General features: G+C 58.2%; 25 protein-coding genes. 24 read left to right on the top strand and 1 reads right to left on the bottom strand.

The window, feature by feature from the left end; genetic code table 11:
- Positions 1-11 precede the first annotated feature (11 nt).
- Genes ACT2B1_RS13065 through ACT2B1_RS12950 form a run of 24 tightly spaced genes read left to right on the top strand, consistent with a single transcriptional unit; the run spans position 12 to position 20,274 of the window.
- Positions 12-377, top strand: a complete 366-nt coding sequence (locus tag ACT2B1_RS13065) for an NADH-quinone oxidoreductase subunit A (protein WP_050602775.1) — start codon at positions 12-14, stop codon at positions 375-377.
- Positions 368-901, top strand: coding sequence for a NuoB/complex I 20 kDa subunit family protein (locus tag ACT2B1_RS13060; protein ID WP_171239760.1), 534 nt, complete (start codon positions 368-370; stop codon positions 899-901). The genes ACT2B1_RS13065 and ACT2B1_RS13060 overlap by 10 nt, the downstream gene beginning before the upstream one ends.
- A gap of 12 nt (positions 902-913) precedes the next feature.
- Complete coding sequence (locus ACT2B1_RS13055) at positions 914-1,513, top strand: NADH-quinone oxidoreductase subunit C (protein WP_171120776.1); 600 nt, start codon at positions 914-916, stop codon at positions 1,511-1,513.
- A gap of 5 nt (positions 1,514-1,518) precedes the next feature.
- On the top strand, positions 1,519-1,695 hold the full coding sequence (locus ACT2B1_RS13050) for a hypothetical protein (protein WP_171120778.1): 177 nt from the start codon (positions 1,519-1,521) through the stop codon (positions 1,693-1,695).
- 1 nt (position 1,696) lies between these two features.
- A complete protein-coding gene (locus ACT2B1_RS13045) occupies positions 1,697-1,819 on the top strand; it encodes a hypothetical protein (protein ID WP_255431592.1) in 123 nt (40 codons plus the stop codon).
- Positions 1,819-3,042: an NADH-quinone oxidoreductase subunit D gene (locus ACT2B1_RS13040; RefSeq protein ID WP_171120779.1), complete on the top strand. Its 1,224-nt coding sequence runs from the start codon at positions 1,819-1,821 to the stop codon at positions 3,040-3,042. Before ACT2B1_RS13045 ends, ACT2B1_RS13040 begins: the two co-directional genes overlap by 1 nt.
- A complete protein-coding gene (nuoE, locus tag ACT2B1_RS13035; protein WP_481667899.1) occupies positions 3,042-4,091 on the top strand; it encodes an NADH-quinone oxidoreductase subunit NuoE in 1,050 nt (349 codons plus the stop codon). Before ACT2B1_RS13040 ends, nuoE begins: the two co-directional genes overlap by 1 nt.
- Before the next feature lie 31 nt (positions 4,092-4,122).
- The gene (locus tag ACT2B1_RS13030) at positions 4,123-4,341 is read left to right on the top strand and encodes a DUF5337 domain-containing protein (RefSeq protein ID WP_171239762.1); all 219 of its coding nucleotides are present in this window, start codon (positions 4,123-4,125) and stop codon (positions 4,339-4,341) included.
- A 12-nt stretch (positions 4,342-4,353) separates the two neighbouring features.
- A complete protein-coding gene (nuoF, locus tag ACT2B1_RS13025) occupies positions 4,354-5,652 on the top strand; it encodes an NADH-quinone oxidoreductase subunit NuoF (protein WP_481667898.1) in 1,299 nt (432 codons plus the stop codon).
- Positions 5,653-5,657: 5 nt separating this feature from the next.
- Positions 5,658-6,074 carry an MAPEG family protein gene (locus ACT2B1_RS13020; RefSeq protein ID WP_171120786.1) on the top strand — a complete coding sequence of 139 codons (417 nt, stop codon included), beginning with the start codon at positions 5,658-5,660 and terminating at the stop codon, positions 6,072-6,074.
- Positions 6,074-6,469, top strand: coding sequence for a hypothetical protein (locus ACT2B1_RS13015; RefSeq protein WP_481667897.1), 396 nt, complete (start codon positions 6,074-6,076; stop codon positions 6,467-6,469). Before ACT2B1_RS13020 ends, ACT2B1_RS13015 begins: the two co-directional genes overlap by 1 nt.
- A 26-nt stretch (positions 6,470-6,495) precedes the next feature.
- On the top strand, positions 6,496-6,945 hold the full coding sequence (locus ACT2B1_RS13010; RefSeq protein WP_171239794.1) for a DUF5333 domain-containing protein: 450 nt from the start codon (positions 6,496-6,498) through the stop codon (positions 6,943-6,945).
- 3 nt (positions 6,946-6,948) lie between these two features.
- Complete coding sequence (nuoG, locus tag ACT2B1_RS13005; RefSeq protein WP_481667896.1) at positions 6,949-8,970, top strand: NADH-quinone oxidoreductase subunit NuoG; 2,022 nt, start codon at positions 6,949-6,951, stop codon at positions 8,968-8,970.
- A 45-nt stretch (positions 8,971-9,015) separates the two neighbouring features.
- Complete coding sequence (nuoH, locus tag ACT2B1_RS13000) at positions 9,016-10,053, top strand: NADH-quinone oxidoreductase subunit NuoH (protein ID WP_481667895.1); 1,038 nt, start codon at positions 9,016-9,018, stop codon at positions 10,051-10,053.
- Position 10,054: 1 nt separating this feature from the next.
- On the top strand, positions 10,055-10,549 hold the full coding sequence (gene nuoI, locus ACT2B1_RS12995) for an NADH-quinone oxidoreductase subunit NuoI (RefSeq protein ID WP_481667894.1): 495 nt from the start codon (positions 10,055-10,057) through the stop codon (positions 10,547-10,549).
- A complete protein-coding gene (locus ACT2B1_RS12990; protein ID WP_171120793.1) occupies positions 10,546-10,956 on the top strand; it encodes a carboxymuconolactone decarboxylase family protein in 411 nt (136 codons plus the stop codon). Before nuoI ends, ACT2B1_RS12990 begins: the two co-directional genes overlap by 4 nt.
- Positions 10,953-11,555: an NADH-quinone oxidoreductase subunit J gene (locus ACT2B1_RS12985; RefSeq protein WP_171120795.1), complete on the top strand. Its 603-nt coding sequence runs from the start codon at positions 10,953-10,955 to the stop codon at positions 11,553-11,555. The genes ACT2B1_RS12990 and ACT2B1_RS12985 overlap by 4 nt, the downstream gene beginning before the upstream one ends.
- A gap of 4 nt (positions 11,556-11,559) precedes the next feature.
- The gene (gene nuoK, locus ACT2B1_RS12980; protein WP_050602759.1) at positions 11,560-11,865 is read left to right on the top strand and encodes an NADH-quinone oxidoreductase subunit NuoK; all 306 of its coding nucleotides are present in this window, start codon (positions 11,560-11,562) and stop codon (positions 11,863-11,865) included.
- Positions 11,866-11,871: 6 nt separating this feature from the next.
- Positions 11,872-14,013 (top strand): NADH-quinone oxidoreductase subunit L, encoded by a 2,142-nt coding sequence (gene nuoL / locus ACT2B1_RS12975; protein WP_481667893.1) that lies wholly within the window; start codon positions 11,872-11,874, stop codon positions 14,011-14,013.
- Positions 14,013-15,557 (top strand): NADH-quinone oxidoreductase subunit M, encoded by a 1,545-nt coding sequence (locus ACT2B1_RS12970; RefSeq protein WP_171122623.1) that lies wholly within the window; start codon positions 14,013-14,015, stop codon positions 15,555-15,557. The genes nuoL and ACT2B1_RS12970 overlap by 1 nt, the downstream gene beginning before the upstream one ends.
- 15 nt (positions 15,558-15,572) lie before the next feature.
- Positions 15,573-17,015: an NADH-quinone oxidoreductase subunit NuoN gene (gene nuoN, locus ACT2B1_RS12965; RefSeq protein WP_171120801.1), complete on the top strand. Its 1,443-nt coding sequence runs from the start codon at positions 15,573-15,575 to the stop codon at positions 17,013-17,015.
- A 54-nt stretch (positions 17,016-17,069) separates the two neighbouring features.
- On the top strand, positions 17,070-17,819 hold the full coding sequence (locus ACT2B1_RS12960; RefSeq protein WP_481667892.1) for a biotin--[acetyl-CoA-carboxylase] ligase: 750 nt from the start codon (positions 17,070-17,072) through the stop codon (positions 17,817-17,819).
- Positions 17,820-17,830: 11 nt separating this feature from the next.
- Positions 17,831-18,610, top strand: coding sequence for a type III pantothenate kinase (locus ACT2B1_RS12955; RefSeq protein WP_171120805.1), 780 nt, complete (start codon positions 17,831-17,833; stop codon positions 18,608-18,610).
- A complete protein-coding gene (locus ACT2B1_RS12950) occupies positions 18,607-20,274 on the top strand; it encodes a ribonuclease J (RefSeq protein ID WP_481667891.1) in 1,668 nt (555 codons plus the stop codon). The genes ACT2B1_RS12955 and ACT2B1_RS12950 overlap by 4 nt, the downstream gene beginning before the upstream one ends.
- A 7-nt stretch (positions 20,275-20,281) precedes the next feature.
- Here ACT2B1_RS12950 and ACT2B1_RS12945 read toward each other — a convergent pair whose 3' ends face one another.
- A complete protein-coding gene (locus tag ACT2B1_RS12945) occupies positions 20,282-20,983 on the bottom strand; it encodes an NUDIX hydrolase (RefSeq protein WP_171210469.1) in 702 nt (233 codons plus the stop codon).
- Between the last annotated feature and the right edge of the window lie 5 nt (positions 20,984-20,988).

Raw genomic sequence — 20,988 nt, 5'->3', positions numbered from 1 at the left:
AGGAGCTTTACGTGGAAGACCTGTTGCGGGAGTACCTCCCGATTCTGGTGTTTCTGGCCGTTGCCGTTGGCCTTGGAATCGTTCTGATTCTGGCTGCTGTGGTTCTGGCCGTCCGCAATCCAGACCCTGAAAAGGTTAGCGCATATGAATGTGGCTTCAACGCCTTTGATGATGCGCGGATGAAGTTCGACGTTCGGTTCTATCTGGTTTCGATTCTCTTCATCATCTTCGATCTGGAAATTGCTTTCCTGTTCCCCTGGGCCGTCGGTTTCAAAGACATCAGCGATGTTGGGTTCTGGTCCATGATGGTGTTTCTGGGCGTTCTGACCATTGGCTTTGCCTATGAATGGAAGAAAGGGGCCCTGGAATGGGAGTGATGACGGGTGCAAATACCGCAGGCGTCGACAAGGAAGTTGCAACCCAGGCCCTGAATTCTGAATTGCAGGACAAAGGATTTCTGCTGACCTCGACCGAGGACATCATCAACTGGGCTCGCACCGGGTCTTTGCACTGGATGACCTTTGGTCTGGCCTGCTGCGCGGTTGAGATGATGCACACCTCGATGCCGCGCTATGATGCGGAACGGTTTGGCATCGCGCCGCGCGCCTCTCCGCGTCAGTCCGACGTGATGATTGTTGCCGGAACCCTGACCAACAAGATGGCCCCGGCGTTGCGCAAGGTTTATGACCAGATGCCCGAGCCACGCTATGTGATCTCGATGGGGTCCTGCGCGAATGGGGGTGGGTATTATCACTATTCCTACTCTGTTGTGCGGGGCTGTGATCGTATCGTTCCGGTGGATATCTACGTCCCCGGCTGCCCTCCTACCGCCGAGGCTCTGCTTTATGGTCTGATGCAGTTGCAACGGAAGATCCGCCGCACCGGAACCATCGTGCGCTGAGGGAGAGGGAAGATGAGCGAAGCACTCAAAGAACTCGGCGCGCAGTTAGAGCTTAAACGGGCTGATTGTGTTTTGTCCTGGGATGTGACCCATGACGAATTGAACGTCGATGTCGCACCGTCGAGCCTTGTGGAGTTCGTAGAATTCCTGCGGTCTGATCAGAATTGCAAGTTCTCGACCCTTGTAGATATTACGGGCGTCGATTACCCCGAACGCGCCAAGCGGTTCGACGTGGTCTATCACTTCTTGTCGATGTATCAGAACCAGCGCATTCGCTTGCGGGTTTCCATTCGTGAGGAAGACATGGTGCCCTCGATCGCAGATGTTCACCCCTCGGCCAACTGGTTCGAGCGAGAGGTGTTCGACATGTTCGGCATTCTGTTCTCGGGACACCCGGACTTGCGGCGCATTCTGACGGATTATGGTTTCCGCGGCTATCCGCTGCGCAAGGATTTTCCCACCACGGGCTATACCGAAGTGCGGTACGACGAGGCGCAGAAGCGTGTCGTTTACGAACCGGTCAGCCTGGTGCAGGAGTACCGGCAGTTTGACTTCATGAGCCCTTGGGAAGGTGCGAATTATATTCTGCCAGGGGATGAGAAGCAGGAGTAGCCGCCATGTTTGAGTTCCTGATCTGGATTGTTCTGGTGGTGGCGACGGTTGTGCCAATGATCAAGCTGCTGCCGCATTTCGGGATCAACAAGAACTGGGCGTTTGCGTGCATCATCTCTCCGGTCGTGATTGTCCTGCTGTGGATGATGGCGCTGAAGCTGCAAGAGATGGAGCGACGCTGATATGACAGGCGAACTGATTGTTCTGGGCGTGCTGGGTGTGCTGCTTGCAGGGGCCGCAGCGAAGGCGGCCGAGGCCGAAAAGGTCCGGGTTCGGGCCGAAGCGAAGAAGAAACGAGGGCGTTGATGGACGGCTCAAGATACGATGACGGCAGCACGGACGCGCTGAGCGGAGAACAGAAGATCCGCAATTTCAACATTAACTTCGGCCCGCAACACCCTGCGGCGCATGGGGTTCTTCGCCTTGTTCTTGAGCTGGACGGTGAGATTGTTGAACGTTGCGACCCGCATATCGGTCTGCTGCACCGTGGCACCGAAAAGCTGATGGAAAGCCGGACGTATCTGCAAAACCTGCCGTATTTCGACCGTCTGGATTACGTGGCACCGATGAACCAGGAACATGCCTGGTGCTTGGCCATCGAAAAGCTGACCGGGGTCGAGGTACCGCGCCGAGGTTCGCTGATCCGAGTTCTGTATTCTGAGATCGGGCGCATCCTGAACCACTTGCTGAACGTGACGACGCAGGCGATGGATGTTGGCGCCCTGACTCCACCGCTGTGGGGGTTTGAGGAACGCGAAAAGCTGATGGTGTTCTATGAGCGTGCCTGTGGTGCGCGCCTCCACGCCGCCTATTTCCGCCCCGGTGGTGTGCATCAGGACCTGCCGCCAGAACTGCTGGACGATATCGAGGCGTGGAGCCACGAATTCCCCGCCGTTCTGGACGATATTGACGGTCTGCTGACCGAAAACCGCATCTTCAAACAGCGTAACGCCGATATTGGCATCGTGACCGAAGATGACATCCAGAAATACGGCTTCTCCGGCGTAATGGTGCGCGGATCGGGTCTGGCTTGGGATTTGCGCCGCGCGCAGCCCTATGAATGCTATGACGAGTTCGAGTTCCAAATCCCCGTCGGCAAGAATGGTGATTGCTATGACCGCTATTTGGTTCGGATGGAAGAGATGCGCCAGTCGCTGCACATCATCCGTCAGGCCATCGCCAAGATCCGCGAATGCCCGGGCGACGTTCTGGCCCGCGGCAAAATCACCCCGCCGAAACGCTCGGACATGAAGACCTCGATGGAAAGCCTGATCCATCACTTCAAGCTGTACACCGAAGGCTTCCACGTCCCCGCGGGCGAGGTCTATGCCGCCGTCGAAGCCCCTAAGGGCGAGTTCGGCGTCTATCTCGTCGCCGATGGCACCAACAAACCCTATCGCGCCAAACTGCGCGCGCCGGGTTTCCTGCACCTGCAAGCCATGGATCACGTCGCCAAGGGTCACCAACTGGCCGACGTCGCCGCGATTATCGGAACCATGGACGTCGTATTTGGAGAGATTGACCGCTAATGCTCCGCCGTCTTCATCCCGAACAACCCGAAAGCTTTGCCTTCACCGCTGCTAACCAGCAGTGGGCCGAAGCGCAGATCACCAAGTACCCCGAGGGTCGTCAGGCCAGTGCGGTTATTCCGCTGTTGTGGCGCGCGCAAGAGCAAGAGGGTTGGCTGTCCCGTCCGGCGATCGAATCCGTCGCCGACATGTTGGGTATGGCCTATATCCGCGTGCTTGAGGTCGCCTCATTCTACTTCATGTTTCAGTTGCAACCCGTTGGAACAGTTGCGCATATCCAAGTGTGCGGCACGACCTCATGTTTAATCTGCGGGGCCGAAGATCTGATTGCGGTGTGCAAAGAAAAGATTGCTGCCAAGCCGCATGAGTTGTCCGCTGATGGTAAGTTGAGTTGGGAAGAGGTTGAATGCCTCGGATCCTGTGCGAACGCGCCCATGGCGCAGATCGGCAAGGACTATTATGAAGATTTGACGGCCGAAAGCTTTGGCAAGATCATTGACGATTTGGCCGCGGGCAAGGTGCCGGTGCCAGGTCCACAGAACGGTCGTTATGCCGCGGAACCGCTGAAAGGTTTGAGCAGCCTGACCGAGTATGCAACGGACAAGCCCGAGAATAATGCGAGTGTCGAACTGGCTGTTGATCTGGGCGACACGGTCAAACGCATCGACGGGACCGAGGTTCCGATCCTGACCCCGTGGTTGGGTAAGGATGGTAAGGCGGCGGCGACCAAGGCAGCTCCTAAACCTCCGAAAGAGCGTGAGGTTGGCAAACCGGCGGCGAAGCAGGCCCAGGAAGCTACGGAAGACAAGCCCGAAACGCTGACGAAGGCGCGCGACGGTAAGGCGGATGATCTGAAAGTGCTGAAGGGCGTTGGGCCGAAGCTGGAAGAAAAGCTGAACGATCTGGGGATCTATCACTACGACCAGATCTCAACCTGGACGGCCGGGAATATTGCCTGGGTGGATACGCAGCTGAAGTTCAAGGGCCGGATCGAACGCGACGGCTGGGTCGAGCAGGCAACCAGCCTTGCCGCGGGGAACGAGGACTAAGATAGGTGCCCACTCGGGGCATCGGGATGAGATGGACAAGGACAAGGAACAGGCCATAGCCCGAAAGGGCCGTCATATCGGCGTCGTCATCGCCGCGACGATGGTGCTGTGGCTTGTCATGTCATTTGTTGGTCCGCAGTTGGGACTGCCGGGCCGCTATGCGTTGCTTTTTGATTTTGCCGCTCTGGCAGGATTCATTTATGCGGGCGTCAACATTTTTCAACTCTGGCGCATGCGTCAGGACAGCTGAAGGTAATACACGATGCTGAAGGATCAGGACCGGATCTTTACCAACATCTACGGGATGCACGAGCGCACATTGCGCGGCGCACAGGCGCGCGGGCATTGGGACGGCACGGCTAGCCTGATCGAGAAGGGCCGCGACTGGATCATCCAGACGATGAAGGATTCCGGCCTGCGTGGTCGTGGCGGTGCGGGCTTTCCCACCGGTCTGAAATGGTCGTTCATGCCCAAGGAAAGCGACGGTCGCCCGGCCTATCTTGTTGTGAACGCGGACGAATCCGAGCCGGGCACCTGCAAGGACCGCGAGATCATGCGTCATGATCCGCATACATTGATCGAAGGCTGCCTAATCGCGTCCTTCGCGATGAATGCGCATACCTGCTATATCTACCTGCGCGGCGAATATATCCGTGAGCGTGAGGCGCTACAGGCTGCGATTGACGAAGCCTATGACGCTGGCTTGTTGGGCAAGAACGCCGCCGGTTCGGGCTGGGATTTTGATCTGTTCCTGCATCACGGCGCAGGCGCGTATATCTGCGGCGAAGAAACCGCCTTGATCGAAAGCCTTGAGGGCAAGAAGGGCATGCCGCGGATGAAGCCTCCGTTCCCGGCGGGTGCGGGGCTGTATGGTTGTCCGACCACGGTGAACAACGTGGAATCCATTGCCGTTGTGCCCACCATCCTGCGCCGGGGCGCGGATTGGTTCGCAGGCTTTGGTCGTCAGAACAATGCGGGCACCAAGCTGTTTGCGATCTCGGGCCATGTGAATAACCCATGTGTGGTCGAAGAGGCGATGTCGATCTCGTTTGAGGAACTGATCGAGACCCATTGTGGCGGTATTCGCGGCGGCTGGGACAATCTGCTGGCGGTGATCCCCGGTGGCTCGTCCGTTCCTTGCGTGCGCGGTGAAAACATGCGCGATGCGATCATGGATTTCGACTATCTGCGCAACGATTTGGGCTCGGGCCTGGGAACGGCGGCAGTGATCGTGATGGACAATTCCACCGATATCATCAAGGCAATCTGGCGGCTGTCGAAATTCTACAAGCACGAAAGCTGCGGCCAGTGTACGCCATGCCGTGAAGGCACCGGTTGGATGATGCGCGTGATGGATCGACTGGTGCGCGGTGAGGCCGAACTGGAAGAGATCGACATGCTGTTTGACGTGACCAAACAGGTCGAAGGGCACACGATCTGCGCGCTTGGCGATGCTGCGGCTTGGCCCATCCAGGGCCTGATCCGCAATTTCCGGGACGAAATCGAAGACCGTATCAAGGCCCAGAAGTCTGGTCGCCTTGGTGCAATGGCTGCGGAGTAGAACCTATGGAAGTATTTGCAGAATATGGCCATGCGATCGTTTCGCTGATGATCTTCACCCTGGTTGTGTTGTTACTTGCCCCATTCACGGCTTTGGCAAAGCAAGGAAAAGGCTTGGCTCCGGGTTCCACGCCCGAGCAGGACTATGCCGACAAAACCTATCGACTGAACCGAGCGTATCTGAACGGAACTGAGACCCTTCCGGCATATGCGGCTGTGACAATTGCGGCCATACTGATGGCGGTAAGCCCGTTCTGGGTAAATCTGCTGGCCTCGGTCGCGCTTTTGGCGCGATTGGTGATGCTGGTCATTCACATTCAGGGAATTGGCAAACCTAACACAGGCTTGCGGAGCGTTCTTTATGTTCTGGGATGGGCGTGCATGTTCATCATGGGGATTATGGCAATGGTGGCCGCGTTCTGATGTTAAGCGCTGTTCATCATGTCACCGGAAAAACGCGCCGGATGAAAACCTGTGGTCGGGCATTGGTGGTCTGTGCCGCGGCTGCGCTTGTCGCGTCTTGTGGTTTGGTGACCCCATCCTCGGACCGCGTGGTTTTTGACGGTCAATACTTCCGCGCTAAAGCGAAAGTCGTGGACAAAAAAACAGCGCCAACAGATTTCACGGTCGTGGTGAACGGTGTTTCAGCTTCATTGGACGGAGCGCGCGAGGCGGGACGGTACGAAGGCACCAAGTTTTGTATCGCAAAATACGGGTCTTCGCGAATTGACTGGAAGGTCGGACCGGATACCGAACCGCAAAACCTGCGGATCACCGACGACAAACTGACTTTCGCAGGAAAATGCCTTCGTCCATGACACGCAGTTTCGCATATCACGCAGCTATGCGCGCTGAATGCCAGGGGCCGGCAAATCTGCGAGGGTCCGTATTGGGCGCGGCGACGTTGATTGCCGCGATATGCGTGTTTGCGTCGCCGGTGCCGGCTGACGCCAAGCCGCCTTTGCGAGATGTCAAAGAGATCGACAACGAGTTGTACTATATCGCGGTAGCGAACGAGATTTCAGAGGTTTGCCCTTCGATCAGTGGGCGTCGTCTGAAGGCGATTGGCGTGATGTGGGATTTGCGGTCGAAAGCAAACAAGCTGGGGTACTCGGACAAGGAAATCCGGGCCTATGTGGAATCCGATTCTGAGAAAGACAGGATGCGCTCAAAAGGCGAAGCATACCTGGCGCAGAACGGTGTCTCGTATGACAACCCCAAAACTTTCTGCGCATTGGGGCAGAAGGAAATCGAAAGAAACAGCGCCATCGGCGTGTATTTGAGGGCGAACTAGACCATGTCTGACCTCCGCAAGATCAATATCGACGGGCAGGAAATTGAAGTCGATGGTGCGATTACCCTGATCCAGGCTTGTGAGCAGGCCGGGGTCGAGGTGCCGCGTTTCTGCTATCACGAACGTCTTTCGATCGCCGGGAACTGCCGGATGTGTCTGGTTGAAGTCGTGGGCGGGCCGCCGAAACCCGCCGCCTCCTGCGCGATGCAGGTGCGTGATCTACGTCCGGGTCCGGAAGGCCAGCCGCCCGTGGTCAAAACAAACTCGCCCATGGTCAAGAAGGCCCGCGAAGGGGTGATGGAGTTTCTGCTGATCAATCACCCGCTAGACTGCCCAATCTGCGATCAGGGGGGCGAATGTGACCTTCAGGATCAGGCGATGGCCTATGGAGTGTCGGGGTCGCGCTTTAAAGAAGCCAAGCGCGCTGTGGATGATCTGGATCTGGGGCCGCTGGTCGGCACCGCGATGACCCGGTGCATCAGTTGCACCCGTTGTGTGCGCTTCACGACCGAGGTCGCCGGGATCACTCAGATGGGGCAGACCGGGCGTGGCGAAGATGCCGAGATCACCTCGTATCTGAATGAAACGCTGCAATCGAACTTACAGGGCAACATCATCGATCTGTGCCCGGTTGGGGCGCTGACGTCTAAACCCTATGCCTTTACTGCCCGTCCGTGGGAGCTGACCAAGACAGAGAGCATTGATGTTATGGACGCGCTGGGATCCAACATTCGCGTGGATACCAAGGGGCGTGAAGTGATGCGCTTCTTGCCGCGCAACCACGACGGTGTGAACGAGGAATGGATCAGCGACAAGACGCGCTTTGTTTGGGACGGCCTGCGCCGCCAGCGGCTGGACAAGCCTTATGTACGCGAGAACGGCAAGCTCCGCCCGGCCTCGTGGCCCGAGGCGTTGGCCAAAGCGGTGCAAGCGCTGAAAGGGGCCGAAAAACCGGCTGGGATCGTTGGTGATCTGGCCCCAGTTGAGGCTGCGTTTGCGCTGAAACAGATGATCGAGGGGCAGGGCGGTGTTGTCGAATGCCGCACCGACGGGGCCAAGCTGCCAGCGGGCAACCGTGGGGCCTATGCCGGGACTGCCGCCATCGAAGATATCGACACGGCCGAGCGTATCCTGCTGATCGGCACCAACCCGCGGGACGAAGCTCCGGTTCTGAACGCACGTATTCGCAAGGCATGGGCGCAGGGGGCTGATATTGCTTTGGTTGGGCCTGCTGCAGATTTGACCTATCCCTATCACCACTTGGGCGATGACCGGGCGGCGCTGCAAAAGGTCGTCGATATGGGCGGTGATGATGAGATCAAGGGCAAGCCGTCGCTGGTTATCGTCGGGCAAGGTGCCCTGCAGGAGGCTGACGGGGCCGCCGTTCTGGCCGCCGCGCAAGCCATTGCCGCCAATACCGAAAGCGGGCTGATCATCCTGCATACCGCCGCCGCGCGTGTGGGCGCCTTGGATGTAGACGCGACGAACGATGCAGGGATGGACGCCGTAAATGCGGCGGACGTTATCTATAACCTTGGTGCGGATGAAGTCGAGATCGGCGAAGGCGCTTTTGTCATCTATCAGGGCAGCCATGGTGACCGGGGCGCGCACCGCGCCGATGTGATCCTGCCGGGCGCGGCCCATACCGAGGAAAACGGGTTGTTCGTGAACACCGAAGGCCGTCCGCAACTGGCGATGCGGGCCGGGTTCGCACCCGGAGAGGCGAAAGAGAACTGGGCCGTTCTACGCGCGCTTTCAGCCGAATTGGGTGCTGCGCTGCCATTTGACTCGCTGGCGCAATTGCGGACGGCCTTGATCGAAGCGGTGCCACATCTGGCGCGCATTGACGAAGTGATTGAAAACGAAATTCAACCGCTTGAGGCCGGATCTCTGGGCAAGGCCAGCTTCCGCCCTGCAATCAAGGATTTCTACCTGACAAACCCGATAGCGCGGGCCTCGCAGTTGATGGCCGAGCTGTCGGCGCAGGCGCAAGCCCTCAAGACTGACAGGATGGCCGCAGAATGATCCGACCCGCTGACATTTCCCTGACGACCCACGGTGTGAGGACCAATGGCTGATTTCTTTAACACCCCCGGCGGCATCGCCCTCATCATTCTGGCGCAGGTGCTGGCCGTCGTCGCCTTTGTGATGATTTCGCTGTTGTTCCTTGTTTATGGCGACCGCAAGATCTGGGCCGCCGTCCAGATGCGTAGGGGCCCCAACGTCGTTGGCGTCTACGGCCTGCTGCAATCCGTGGCGGACGCACTGAAATACGTGGTGAAAGAGGTCGTGATCCCAGCGGGTGCGGACCGCACGGTCTTTATGCTGGCGCCGCTGACATCCTTTGTTCTGGCGATGATTGCCTGGGCGGTGATCCCGTTCAACGATGGCTGGGTGCTGTCAGATCTTAACGTCGCGATCCTCTATGTCTTTGCCGTATCCTCTTTGGAAGTTTATGGCGTGATTATGGGCGGTTGGGCATCGAACTCAAAGTATCCGTTCCTTGGGTCGCTGCGGTCTGCGGCGCAGATGATCTCGTATGAGGTTTCGCTGGGCTTGATCATCATCGGTGTGATCATCTCGACCGGGTCGATGAATTTTGGACACATCGTAGAGGCACAGGACGGTCGGTTTGGCTTCTTCAGCTGGTACTGGCTGCCGCATTTCCCGATGGTCTTCCTGTTCTTCATCTCGGCGCTGGCTGAAACCAACCGACCGCCGTTTGACCTGCCCGAGGCAGAATTGGAACTGGTGGCAGGCTATCAGGTCGAATACTCGGCCACGCCCTTCCTGCTGTTCATGGCAGGGGAATACATCGCCATCTTCCTGATGTGCGCGCTGATCTCGCTGCTGTTCTTCGGTGGTTGGCTGTCACCCATTCCGGGTCTGCCCGATGGCGTGCTGTGGATGGTCGCCAAAATGGCGTTCTTCTTCTTCCTGTTTGCAATGGTCAAGGCAATCACGCCCCGCTACCGCTATGACCAGTTGATGCGGTTGGGTTGGAAAGTGTTTCTGCCCTTCTCGCTGGTCTGGGTGGTGTTCGTGGCCTTCGCAGCAAAGTTCGACTGGTTCTGGGGTGCGTTCGCCCGTTGGAGCGTAGGAGGCTGATATGACACAAATCGACTATACCCGCGCTGCCAAGTATTTCCTGCTGCAAGACTTCTGGGTCGGCATGAAGCTGGGGCTGAAGTACTTTTTCGCCCCAAAGGCTACCGTGAACTACCCGCACGAAAAAGGTCCTCTGTCGCCTCGGTTCCGCGGCGAGCACGCCCTGCGTCGGTATCCCAATGGCGAGGAACGCTGCATCGCCTGCAAACTGTGTGAGGCGGTCTGCCCCGCGCAAGCGATCACTATCGACGCCGAACCGCGCGAGGACGGCAGCCGCCGCACCACGCGGTATGACATCGACATGACCAAGTGCATCTATTGCGGCTTCTGCCAAGAGGCCTGTCCGGTCGATGCCATTGTCGAAGGTCCGAACTTCGAATTCGCGACGGAAACCCGCGAAGAGCTGTTTTATAACAAGGAAAAACTGCTCGACAACGGTGAACGTTGGGAAGCCGAGATCGCTCGCAACCTCGAAATGGACGCGCCGTACCGATGACAGACAGTCCGACAAATCCCTTTGAGCTAATGATGAAGCAGGCTCAGGACATGGCCAAGGCGATGAACCCGGCGATGGAGAATTTCTCGCCGAAAGGGTTCGAGGCGCTGTGGCCGACCATGCCCAAAGAGGTCATGGAGATGATGTTCGGCAACACGGTCAACACCGACGGGCTGGACGCTAAGACCCGCCTTTTGCTGACGCTGGCCGGGTTGACCTGTCAGGGCGCTCAGGCGGATTCAGCCGTGCGCCAGACTGTGCGCCATGCGCTCGAGGCGGGTGCGAAGAAACAAGAGATCGTGGAAACGATCGGTCAGATGTCGGTCTTTGCCGGCATCCCGGCCATGACCCGTGCGCTGGATCTGGCGCAAGAGGCCATGGGCGACAACAAGGATGAGGATCAATGACCGTCTTTGCCTTTTACCTGTTTGCCATCAGCGCTGTCACCGGCGGGCTGTTCACGGTGATCAGCCGCCAGCCGGTGCACTCGGTGCTGTGGCTGATCCTGTCCTTCCTGTCTGCGGCTGGGCTGTTCGTTCTGCTGGGGGCCGAGTTCGTGGCGATGCTGTTGATCATCGTCTATGTCGGTGCGGTCGCGGTGCTGTTCCTGTTCGTGGTGATGATGCTGGACGTGGACTTTGCCGAGCTTAAGGCCGAAATGGCGCGCTATATGCCGCTGGCGCTGCTGATCGGTCTGGTCATCTTGATGCAGTTCGTCATGGCCTTCGGCGCATGGGACAGCGCGCAAGGGGCGGCGGCCAATCTGGCGCAGCCAGTCCCAACCGACCGCCACAATACCGAGGCGCTGGGTGTCATTCTTTACGATCAATACTTCCTTCTGTTCCAACTTGCGGGCCTGATCCTGCTGGTCGCCATGATCGGCGCCATCGTGCTGACCCTGCGCCACCGCCAGGACATCAAGCGTCAGGACATCATAAGCCAGATGATGCGCGACCCGGCCAAGGCGATGGAGTTGAAGGACGTGAAACCGGGGCAGGGGCTTTAAGACGATGATCGGACTCGAACACTATCTTACGGTCGCGGCGACGCTGTTCGTCATCGGCATCTTCGGTCTCTTCCTGAACCGCAAGAACGTCATCATCCTGCTGATGAGCATCGAACTGATGCTGCTGGCGGTGAATATCAACCTCGTGGCGTTTTCCAGCTTCCTCGGCGATCTGGTCGGGCAGGTGTTTACGCTGTTTGTCCTGACCGTTGCGGCGGCTGAGGCGGCGATTGGACTGGCCATTCTGGTCTGTTTCTTCCGCAACCGTGGCTCGATCGCGGTTGAAGACGTCAATATGATGAAGGGGTAAGGGAACATGGAAACCACCATCCTTTTTGCCCCGCTGGTGGGCGCGCTGATCTGCGGGTTCGGCTGGAAGTTCATCGGTGAGAAAGCCGCGATGTGGACCGCGACGGGCCTTCTATTTCTGGCCTGTCTACTGTCGTGGATAGTGTTCTTCTCGTTCGACGGCGTCACTCAACAGATCGAGATCATGCGCTGGATCGAGAGCGGATCGCTGTCGACAAGCTGGGCCATTCGTTTGGACCGGCTGACCGCGATCATGCTGATCGTGGTGACGACTGTTTCGGCGCTGGTGCACCTCTATTCCTTTGGCTACATGGATCACGACCCGCAATGGCGCGAGGGCGAGAGCTATAAGCCGCGTTTCTTCGCCTATCTGTCCTTCTTTACCTTTGCCATGCTGATGCTGGTGACGGCGGATAATTTGGTGCAGATGTTCTTCGGTTGGGAAGGCGTGGGCGTCGCGTCCTACCTGCTGATCGGGTTCTATTACCGCAAACCGAGTGCCAATGCGGCGGCGATGAAAGCGTTCATTGTGAACCGTGTGGGGGACTTTGGTTTTGCGCTGGGGATTTTCGCGCTGTTCTTTCTTACCGACAGCATCAACTTTTCGGACATTTTCGCCTCGGCCCCGGCTTTGGCCGAAGAAAAACTACACTTCTTGTGGGGCGAATGGACTGCGGTTGAAGTGATCTGCGTCCTGCTGTTCATCGGTGCGATGGGTAAATCGGCGCAGCTGATCCTGCACACATGGTTGCCGGACGCGATGGAAGGCCCGACGCCTGTTTCGGCCCTGATCCACGCAGCGACAATGGTGACGGCGGGCGTGTTCCTGGTTTGCCGCATGTCGCCGCTGATGGAGTTCGCGCCGGGTGCGACCGGGTTCATCACAGTGCTGGGCGCGACGACCGCGTTCTTTGCCGCGACCGTGGGTCTGGTGCAGACCGACATCAAGCGCGTCATCGCTTATTCGACCTGCTCTCAGCTTGGGTACATGTTCGTGGCCGCAGGCGTGGGCATGTACTCGGCGGCGATGTTCCACCTGTTCACGCACGCGTTCTTCAAGGCACTGTTGTTCCTTGGTGCGGGCTCGGTGATCCACGCCATGCATCATGAACAAGAGATGACCGAGTATGGCGGGCTGCGCAAAAAGATCCCCTATACGTTCTGGGCGATGATGATCGGGACGCTTGCCATTACGGGGGTCGGCATTCCGCTGACGACCTTCGGATTTGCAGGTTTTCTGTCCAAGGATGCCATCATCGAGAGCGCTTATGCAGGCGGTTCGGCCTATGGGTTCTGGCTGCTGGTGGTCGCCGCTGCGTTCACATCCTTCTATAGCTGGCGTCTGATTTTCCTGACCTTCTACGGCAAACCACGCGGCGATCAGCATACACATGATCACGCGCATGAAAGCCCGATGGTCATGCTGGTGCCTTTGGGCGTGTTGTCTCTGGGTGCGGTCTTTGCGGGCATGATCTGGTACGGCAACTTCTTCGGTCACGCGGACAAGGTCGGCAAGTTCTATGGCATCCCGGTGGCTGAGGCGTCGGAACATGCCGAGGCTGACGATCACGGCAAAGCCGATACGCATGACGATGACAGCCACGCCGACGATGGTCACGGCGATGCGCATGCAGATAACGGTCATGGTGAAAAGGACGCCCACGGCGATCACCACTACGTCTTTGCGGGAGAGCCGGGCGAGGGCGCGCTGTATATGGCACCGGACAATCATGTGCTGGACGACGCGCATGCTGCTCCGAAATGGGTCAAGGTATCGCCTTTTGTGGCCATGCTGCTGGGCTTTGTTGTGGCCTATTGGTTCTACATCGTGAACCCGTCCCTGCCGGGACGTCTGGCGCAGAACCAGCGCCCGCTGTACCTGTTCTTGCTGAACAAATGGTACTTTGATGAGATTTACGATGCGATCTTCGTCAAACCCACCGTGGCGATCGGCCGGTTCCTGTGGAAACGCGGCGATGGCAACACCATTGACGGTTTCCTGAACGGGATTGCCATGGGCGTTGTTCCCTTCTTCACCCGCCTCGCAGGCAAGGCGCAGACGGGCTACATCTTTACTTACGCCTTCTGGATGGTCTTGGGTACCGCAGCCCTTGTCACCTGGATGTCGATCGGCGGAGGCGCACACTAATGGATAATATCCTCTCGATCGTTACCTTCATCCCCGCTGTGGCGGCAGGCATTCTGGCCCTGTTTCTGCACGGCGATGACGATGCCGCGCAGCGCAACGCGAAATGGGTTGCGTTGGTGGCGACCACGGTGACGTTCCTTGTCTCCATCGGCATCTACACAGGCTTTGACCCATCCAACACCGGCTTTCAGATGGTGGAAGAGGGTGAGTGGCTGCTGGGCCTGAAGTACAAGATGGGCGTGGATGGGATCAGCGTTCTGTTCGTGCTACTGACCACCTTCATCATGCCGCTGACCATTCTGGCCAGCTGGAACGTGACAGACCGGGTCAAGGAATACATGATCGCCTTCCTGCTTCTGGAAACGCTGATGCTGGGCGTGTTCATGGCGCTGGATCTGGTGCTGTTCTACCTGTTCTTCGAGGCAGGCCTGATCCCAATGTTCCTGATCATCGGTATCTGGGGCGGTGCGAACCGGATTTATGCAAGCTTCAAGTTCTTCCTCTATACCTTCCTCGGTTCGGTGCTGATGCTGGTTGCGATGGTTGCGATGTATGCGGATGCGGGCACCACGGATATCGAGGCGCTGATGAGCCATCAGTTCTCGTCCGAGGGGTTCAGCGTGCTGGGCGTCTACATCGTTGGCGGAATGCAGACGCTGATGTTCCTGGCATTCTTCGCATCCTTTGCGGTGAAGATGCCGATGTGGCCGGTTCATACGTGGTTGCCAGACGCACACGTTCAGGCCCCGACGGCGGGCTCGGTGGTGCTGGCGGCGATCTTGCTGAAGATGGGCGGCTATGGCTTCTTGCGGTTCAGCTTGCCGATGTTCCCAGTGGGTTCGGCGGTGATGACCGATCTGGTGCTGTGGATGTCAGCGATTGCGGTTGTCTACACCTCGCTGGTGGCGCTGGTTCAGGAGGATATGAAAAAGCTGATCGCCTATTCCTCGGTCGCGCATATGGGTTTTGTGACCATGGGCATCTTTGCGGCGAACCAGCAGGGCATTGATGGCGCGATCTTCCAGATGATCAGCCACGGGTTTATCTCGGCCGCGCTGTTCCTCTGCGTCGGCGTGATCTACGACCGGATGCACACCCGTGATATCGACGCGTACGGAGGTCTGGTGATCCGGATGCCCGCCTATGCGCTGGTCTTCATGCTGTTCACCATGGCTAATGTCGGCTTGCCGGGCACCTCGGGCTTTATCGGCGAATTCCTGACCCTGATGGGCGCGTTCCAAGTGAACACATGGGTGACGGCTGTGGCTGCGACCGGCGTGATTTTCTCGGCCGGGTATGCGCTGTGGCTTTACCGTCGGGTGGTCTTTGGCGATCTGATCAAGGAAAGCCTGAAGGCGATGACAGACATGAGCTCGCGCGAGCGGCTGATCTTTGCGCCGCTGATCGTGATGACGATCCTGTTGGGCGTTTACCCGTCGCTCGTGACCGATGTGATCGGCAACTCGACCGCGGCATTGATTTCGAACTATGACACGGCTCTGGCCGCGGCAGAGGCCGTGACCCAGACAGCCGCTTCGCATTAAGGGGGCTTTGGAGACATGATCCAGGCTGATCTGACGATAATCCTGCCGGAAATAATTCTGGCCGTTTATGCGATGCTGGCGCTGATAGGGGCGGTCTATACATCAAAGGATGGGCTGGCACCCGTTTTGGTGTGGTCTACCGCTGGTTTGATGGCCTTGCTCGCGATTTGGATCGCGACGAACGGTGATGGCACCAATGTCGCCTTCAACGGCATGTTCGTGGATGACGGTTTCGCGCGCTTTGCCAAGGTTGCGATCCTTCTCTCTGCCGCTGCCGTTCTTTTGATGAGCCAGGATTATATGGCGCGGCGCGGCTTGCTCAGGTTCGAATACCCGTTGCTGGTCGCTCTGGCCGCAGTGGGCATGATGATGATGGTCAGCGCAGGCGACCTGATGTCCCTTTACATGGGGCTAGAGCTGCAATCCCTGTCACTTTATGTCGTGGCCGCCCTGCGCCGTGACAGTGCGAAATCCACCGAGGCCGGCCTGAAGTATTTCGTTCTTGGTGCGCTCAGCTCGGGCCTGCTGCTGTACGGTGCGTCGCTGGTGTATGGCTTCACCGGGACCACGCTGTTCTCGGGCATTATCCAGACGGTACACCACGGAGATGTTTCGGTCGGGCTGCTGTTCGGCCTGATCTTCCTGATCTCGGGTCTGGCGTTCAAGGTCTCGGCGGTTCCGTTCCACATGTGGACTCCGGACGTCTACGAAGGCTCACCCACGCCGATCACCGCATTCTTTGCTACGGCACCAAAAGTGGCAGCGATGGCGCTGTTTGCGCGTCTGCTGCATGATGCCTTTGGCGGAGTGGTCAAGGATTGGCAGCAGGTGATCGTCCTGCTCTCGGTCCTGTCGATGTTGTTGGGCGCAGTTGCGGCCATTGGTCAGCGCGACATCAAGCGACTGATGGCGTTTTCGTCGATTGCCCATATGGGCTATGCTCTGATTGGTCTTGCTGCGGGTACGGAATTGGGCATCAAGGCGATGCTGATGTATCTGGCGATCTATGTGACCATGAATATCGGCACCTTTGCCTTCATCCTTATGATGGAGCGTGACGGCAAACCTGTCACCGATATCGACGCTTTACGTCAGTTTGCAAAGCGTGATCCGGGTAAGGCGCTTGCTGTTTTGATCCTGATGTTCAGCCTTGCAGGCGTGCCCCCGATGCTGGGATTCTTCGCCAAGTTCGGCGTCTGGCAGGCTGGCGTCAGCGCCGGGCTGACCGGTTTGGTGATCGTTTCTGCCATCGCTTCGGTTATTGGGGCGTTCTACTACCTGCGGATCGTTTTCTACATGTATTTCGGGGCCGAGAATGATGAACCGGTCGAAACCCACTCTTCGCCCGTGTTGTGGACTGCTCTGATGGGGTCGGCGGCGCTGATGCTGGTCGGGGTCGTATATCAGTTTGGCATCGAAGGCGCGGCTGCGGCTGCGGCGGCAACTCTTGTCAACTAAGATGCGCATCACACGTTTTTGGAGGGCTCGGTCAGCAGACCGGGCCTTTTTACAATGACCCAATGGCCGCAAGGATATGGCCTGCATATTCTGCAGGAGGTCGACAGCACGCTGAATGAGGCGGCCCGTATCGCTCCAACCGCGCAGGGACCAGTCTGGATTCTGGCGCACCACCAAACAGCGGCCCGAGGGCGACGGGGCAGGGCCTGGGCCAACCCCAAGGGAAACCTAGCGGTGACCCTACTTTTGCGCCCCGAAGGAAACCCGGAACAGGCGGCGTTACGCAGCTTCGTGGCGGCGCTTGCACTATTTGATGCCTGTGTCGCCGTCACCGGGCGCGCGAGTGGTTTTTCCCTGAAGTGGCCGAATGACGTGTTACTGAACGGCGGGAAATTGGCGGGGATCCTGCTGGAAAGCACTGGCCACGGGCACGGTGTCTCGCATCTGGCTATTGGGATCGGCGTGAACCTGTCCGAAGCGCCCCTCCCGCATGCGGTTGAACCAGGTGCGGTGCGTCCGGTTTCCTTACTGTCAGAAATGGGTGTCGACGTCACGCCAGAAGACTTTTTGACGGAACTGGCTGCGGCGTATTCGAAATACGAGACGCAGTTTGTGACCTATGGGTTTGAGCCAATCAGGACGGCCTGGTTGGACCGTGCGGCCCGGTTGGGTGAGGTGATCACCGCCCGTACCGCAACGTCCGAGTCGGTTGGGACCTTTGAAACAGTGGACGCGGGTGGCAACCTTGTCCTAAACACCGCCAAAGGCCGCGTCAGCATTCCGGCGGCGGATGTGTTTTTCTGAAGGAGGCTCAAATGCTTCTGGCAATTGACTGCGGCAATACGAATACGGTGTTTTCGATCTGGGACGGGGAAACCTTTCTGTGCACCTTGCGCACGTCAACGCACCACTCTCGGACGGCGGATGCCTATTTCACATGGTATTCCACGCTAGTGAAACACTATGGTATTGAGGCGGACATTACAGACGTGGTTATCGCCTCAACCGTGCCGCGCGTGGTGTTCAACCTGCGCATATTCGCAGACAGGTTCTTTGGCTGCAGGCCGCTGGTGGTTGGTAAACCCGAATGCCTGCTGCCCGTTGCTCCACGAATTGACGAAGGCACCATTCCCGGACCTGACCGGCTGGCCAATGCGGTCGGCGCGTTTGACCGTCACGGCGGCGATGTCGTCGTCGTTGATTTCGGAACAGCCACGAATTTTGATGTGGTCGCCTCGGATGGGGCATATGTCGGTGGGATCATTGCGCCGGGCGTCAACCTGAGCCTTGAGGCGTTGCATCAGGGTGCGGCTGCGTTGCCGCACATCGACATTACCCGTCCTGACAAGGTGATTGGTACGAATACGGTTGGCTGTATTCAATCCGGCGTGTATTGGGGCTATTCGGGATTGATCGAAGGGTTGATTGCCCGCATCAAAGCGGAATACGGAATGCCGATGAAGGTCGTTGGGACCGGTGGACTTGCTCCGTTGTTCGATCAGGCCGACGTTGGGTTTGACGCGATCGAGGATGACCTGACGATGCACGGCCTGACTGTAATCCATCGCTATAACAAGGAAAATGGCTCAACATGAGCAGTGAACGACTGATCTATCTGCCGCTGGGCGGTGCAGGCGAAATTGGCATGAATGCCTATGTCTACGGCTATGGGAAGCCGGGGCAGGAGCGTCTGATTCTCGTCGACCTTGGGGTGACGTTCCCCGATATGGACACAACGCCGGGCGTCGATCTGATCCACGCCGATATCTCGTGGCTGCAGGAACGAGCGGATCGTTTGGATGCAGTGTTTGTGACCCATGCCCACGAAGACCATGTCGGCGCGGTTGCGCATTGTTATGAGGCTTTGGGCGCACCGATCTACGCCCGCGCCTTTACCGCGAATATTGCGCGCCGCAAGATGGACGAGCATGGCCGTCCAGAAGACGCCGTGCGAACGGTTTCCGCCTGGCCCGAGCAGGTATCGGTGGGCCCTTTCAAGGTCGCGTTCTTGCCGGTCTCACACTCGATCCCCGAAAGCGCGGCGCTGGTCATTGATACACCCGAGGGGCGGATCGTACATTCCGGCGACTTCAAGCTGGACGCCAATCCGGTTGTAGGTGAACCTTTCGACCCCGACCTTTGGGCCGAAGTCGCCAAGCCCGGCGTTAAGGCATTGGTGTGCGACAGCACCAACGTGTTTTCCCCTCATGACGGTCGATCGGAATCCGAGGTCGGACCTGAAATTACTAGACTGGTAGAAAGTGCCAGCAGCATGGTTGTGGCAACGACCTTCGCGTCGAATGTCGCCCGGGTGAAGACGCTGGCAGAGGCGGGGCAAAAGGCTGGGCGCTCGGTCGTTTTGCTTGGCCGGGCGATGCGTCGCATGATCGAAGCGGCAACCGAAACCGGAATTCTGTCGGACTTTCCGAAAGTGATCAGCGCGGAAGAGGCGGTGGATGTGCCGCGCCAAAACCTGATGCTGATTGTTACGGGCAGTCAGGGTGAACGCCGCGCCGCAAGCGCGCAACTGGCGCGTGGAAAATACCGCGGACTGGAGTTGAAAGAGGGCGATCTGTTCCTGTTTTCGTCCAAGACAATTCCGGGGAACGAGCGGGGTGTGATCTTCATCATCAATCAGCTCAGCGAAAAAGGCGTGGATGTCGTGGACGACAGTTCGGGCCTGTATCACGTTTCGGGCCACGCGAACCGGCCAGACCTTGAGAAAGTGCATGCGCTGATTGACCCGCAATTCGTCATTCCGATGCATGGTGAGCATCGTCACCTGCGAGAGCACGTGAAACTTGCCGAAGCGGGCGGTCGGACAGGTGTTTTGGCCGTGAACGGCACTATGCTGGACCTGACCGGCAATGCGCCAAATGTGGTGGATTATGTCGAAACGGGCCGGACTTATCTGGACGGCACCGTCAAAGTCGGCGCTTTGGATGGCGTTGTGCGCGACCGAATTCGAATGGCGCTGAACGGTCATGTGACTGTTACGGTCATTCTGGACGAAGAAGATGAACCGCTGGGCGAGCCATGGTGCGATACGATGGGATTGCCTGAGTTGGGAACCTCTCGTGCTGCCTTGGTTGAGGTTCTTGAAGAAGATCTGAACCAGCTCCTCATGCGCGCCGATGCCAAGACTCTGCGCGACGACGACAAGCTGGAAGAGGCAATGCGTCGAATTGTACGTCAGACGGCCAAGGCAGAGATCGGCAAAAAGCCCGAAGTCACCACTGTTATCAGCAGGATGAATTAAGCGACGGTCAGTCGCTTTCGGGCATCGGATAACCTTTGAGCTTTAGAAATAGGCTTTCCTCTTCCCGATTCAGCAGGAAGGGGACCGATGTCGGCGGCGCGGTGTCTGTCACCCGCGCCGTGATTTCGGCCAGGACAACTTCGGTGATGAAGGGAAGATCGAACTCGCGCGCGCGTTCCAAGGGAACCCATTGCAGATGGGACAGCTCGTCAGACGCGCGGCTGAAGTCATCCAAATTTCCTTGAATTGCAGAAGCATCGACAAGGAAAAACCGCGCATCAAACCGGCGGGGACGCCCAGGAGGGGTCACAGCGCGGAACACGAACTGCAACGCCTCGGCGGCCGGGCGATAGCCCAGTTCAGCGAAACCGGTCCAATCCACTGGGGCAGGCGTAGGCCAAGCTTCGGGGTGGCCCAGAACCAGCCCGGTTTCCTCCCACAATTCACGAATTGCAGCAGCGGCGAGCGCGTTTTGCAGGTTCGGCTCGGACCTTTCTGCCAGACGGTCCTGACACAGGGTTGGCATGTCAGAGGCCAGAGGGATCTCGGCATCTTCTTTGTCGACCGCGCCACCGGGGAACACGAATTTGTTGGGCATGAACGCAGCTTTGGCTCCGCGTTGTCCCATCAGGATTGACGGATTTGTCATACGGTCGCGCAGAACGATGACCGTCGCCGCGTCGCGGATCGCAGTTTTGTCAACCGTCATACTTT

The sequence above is a fragment of the Ruegeria sp. S263 genome, assembly GCF_056780525.1.
Note: the sequence above shows the minus strand (reverse complement) of the source record. Positions and strands in the feature narration are given on the sequence as shown.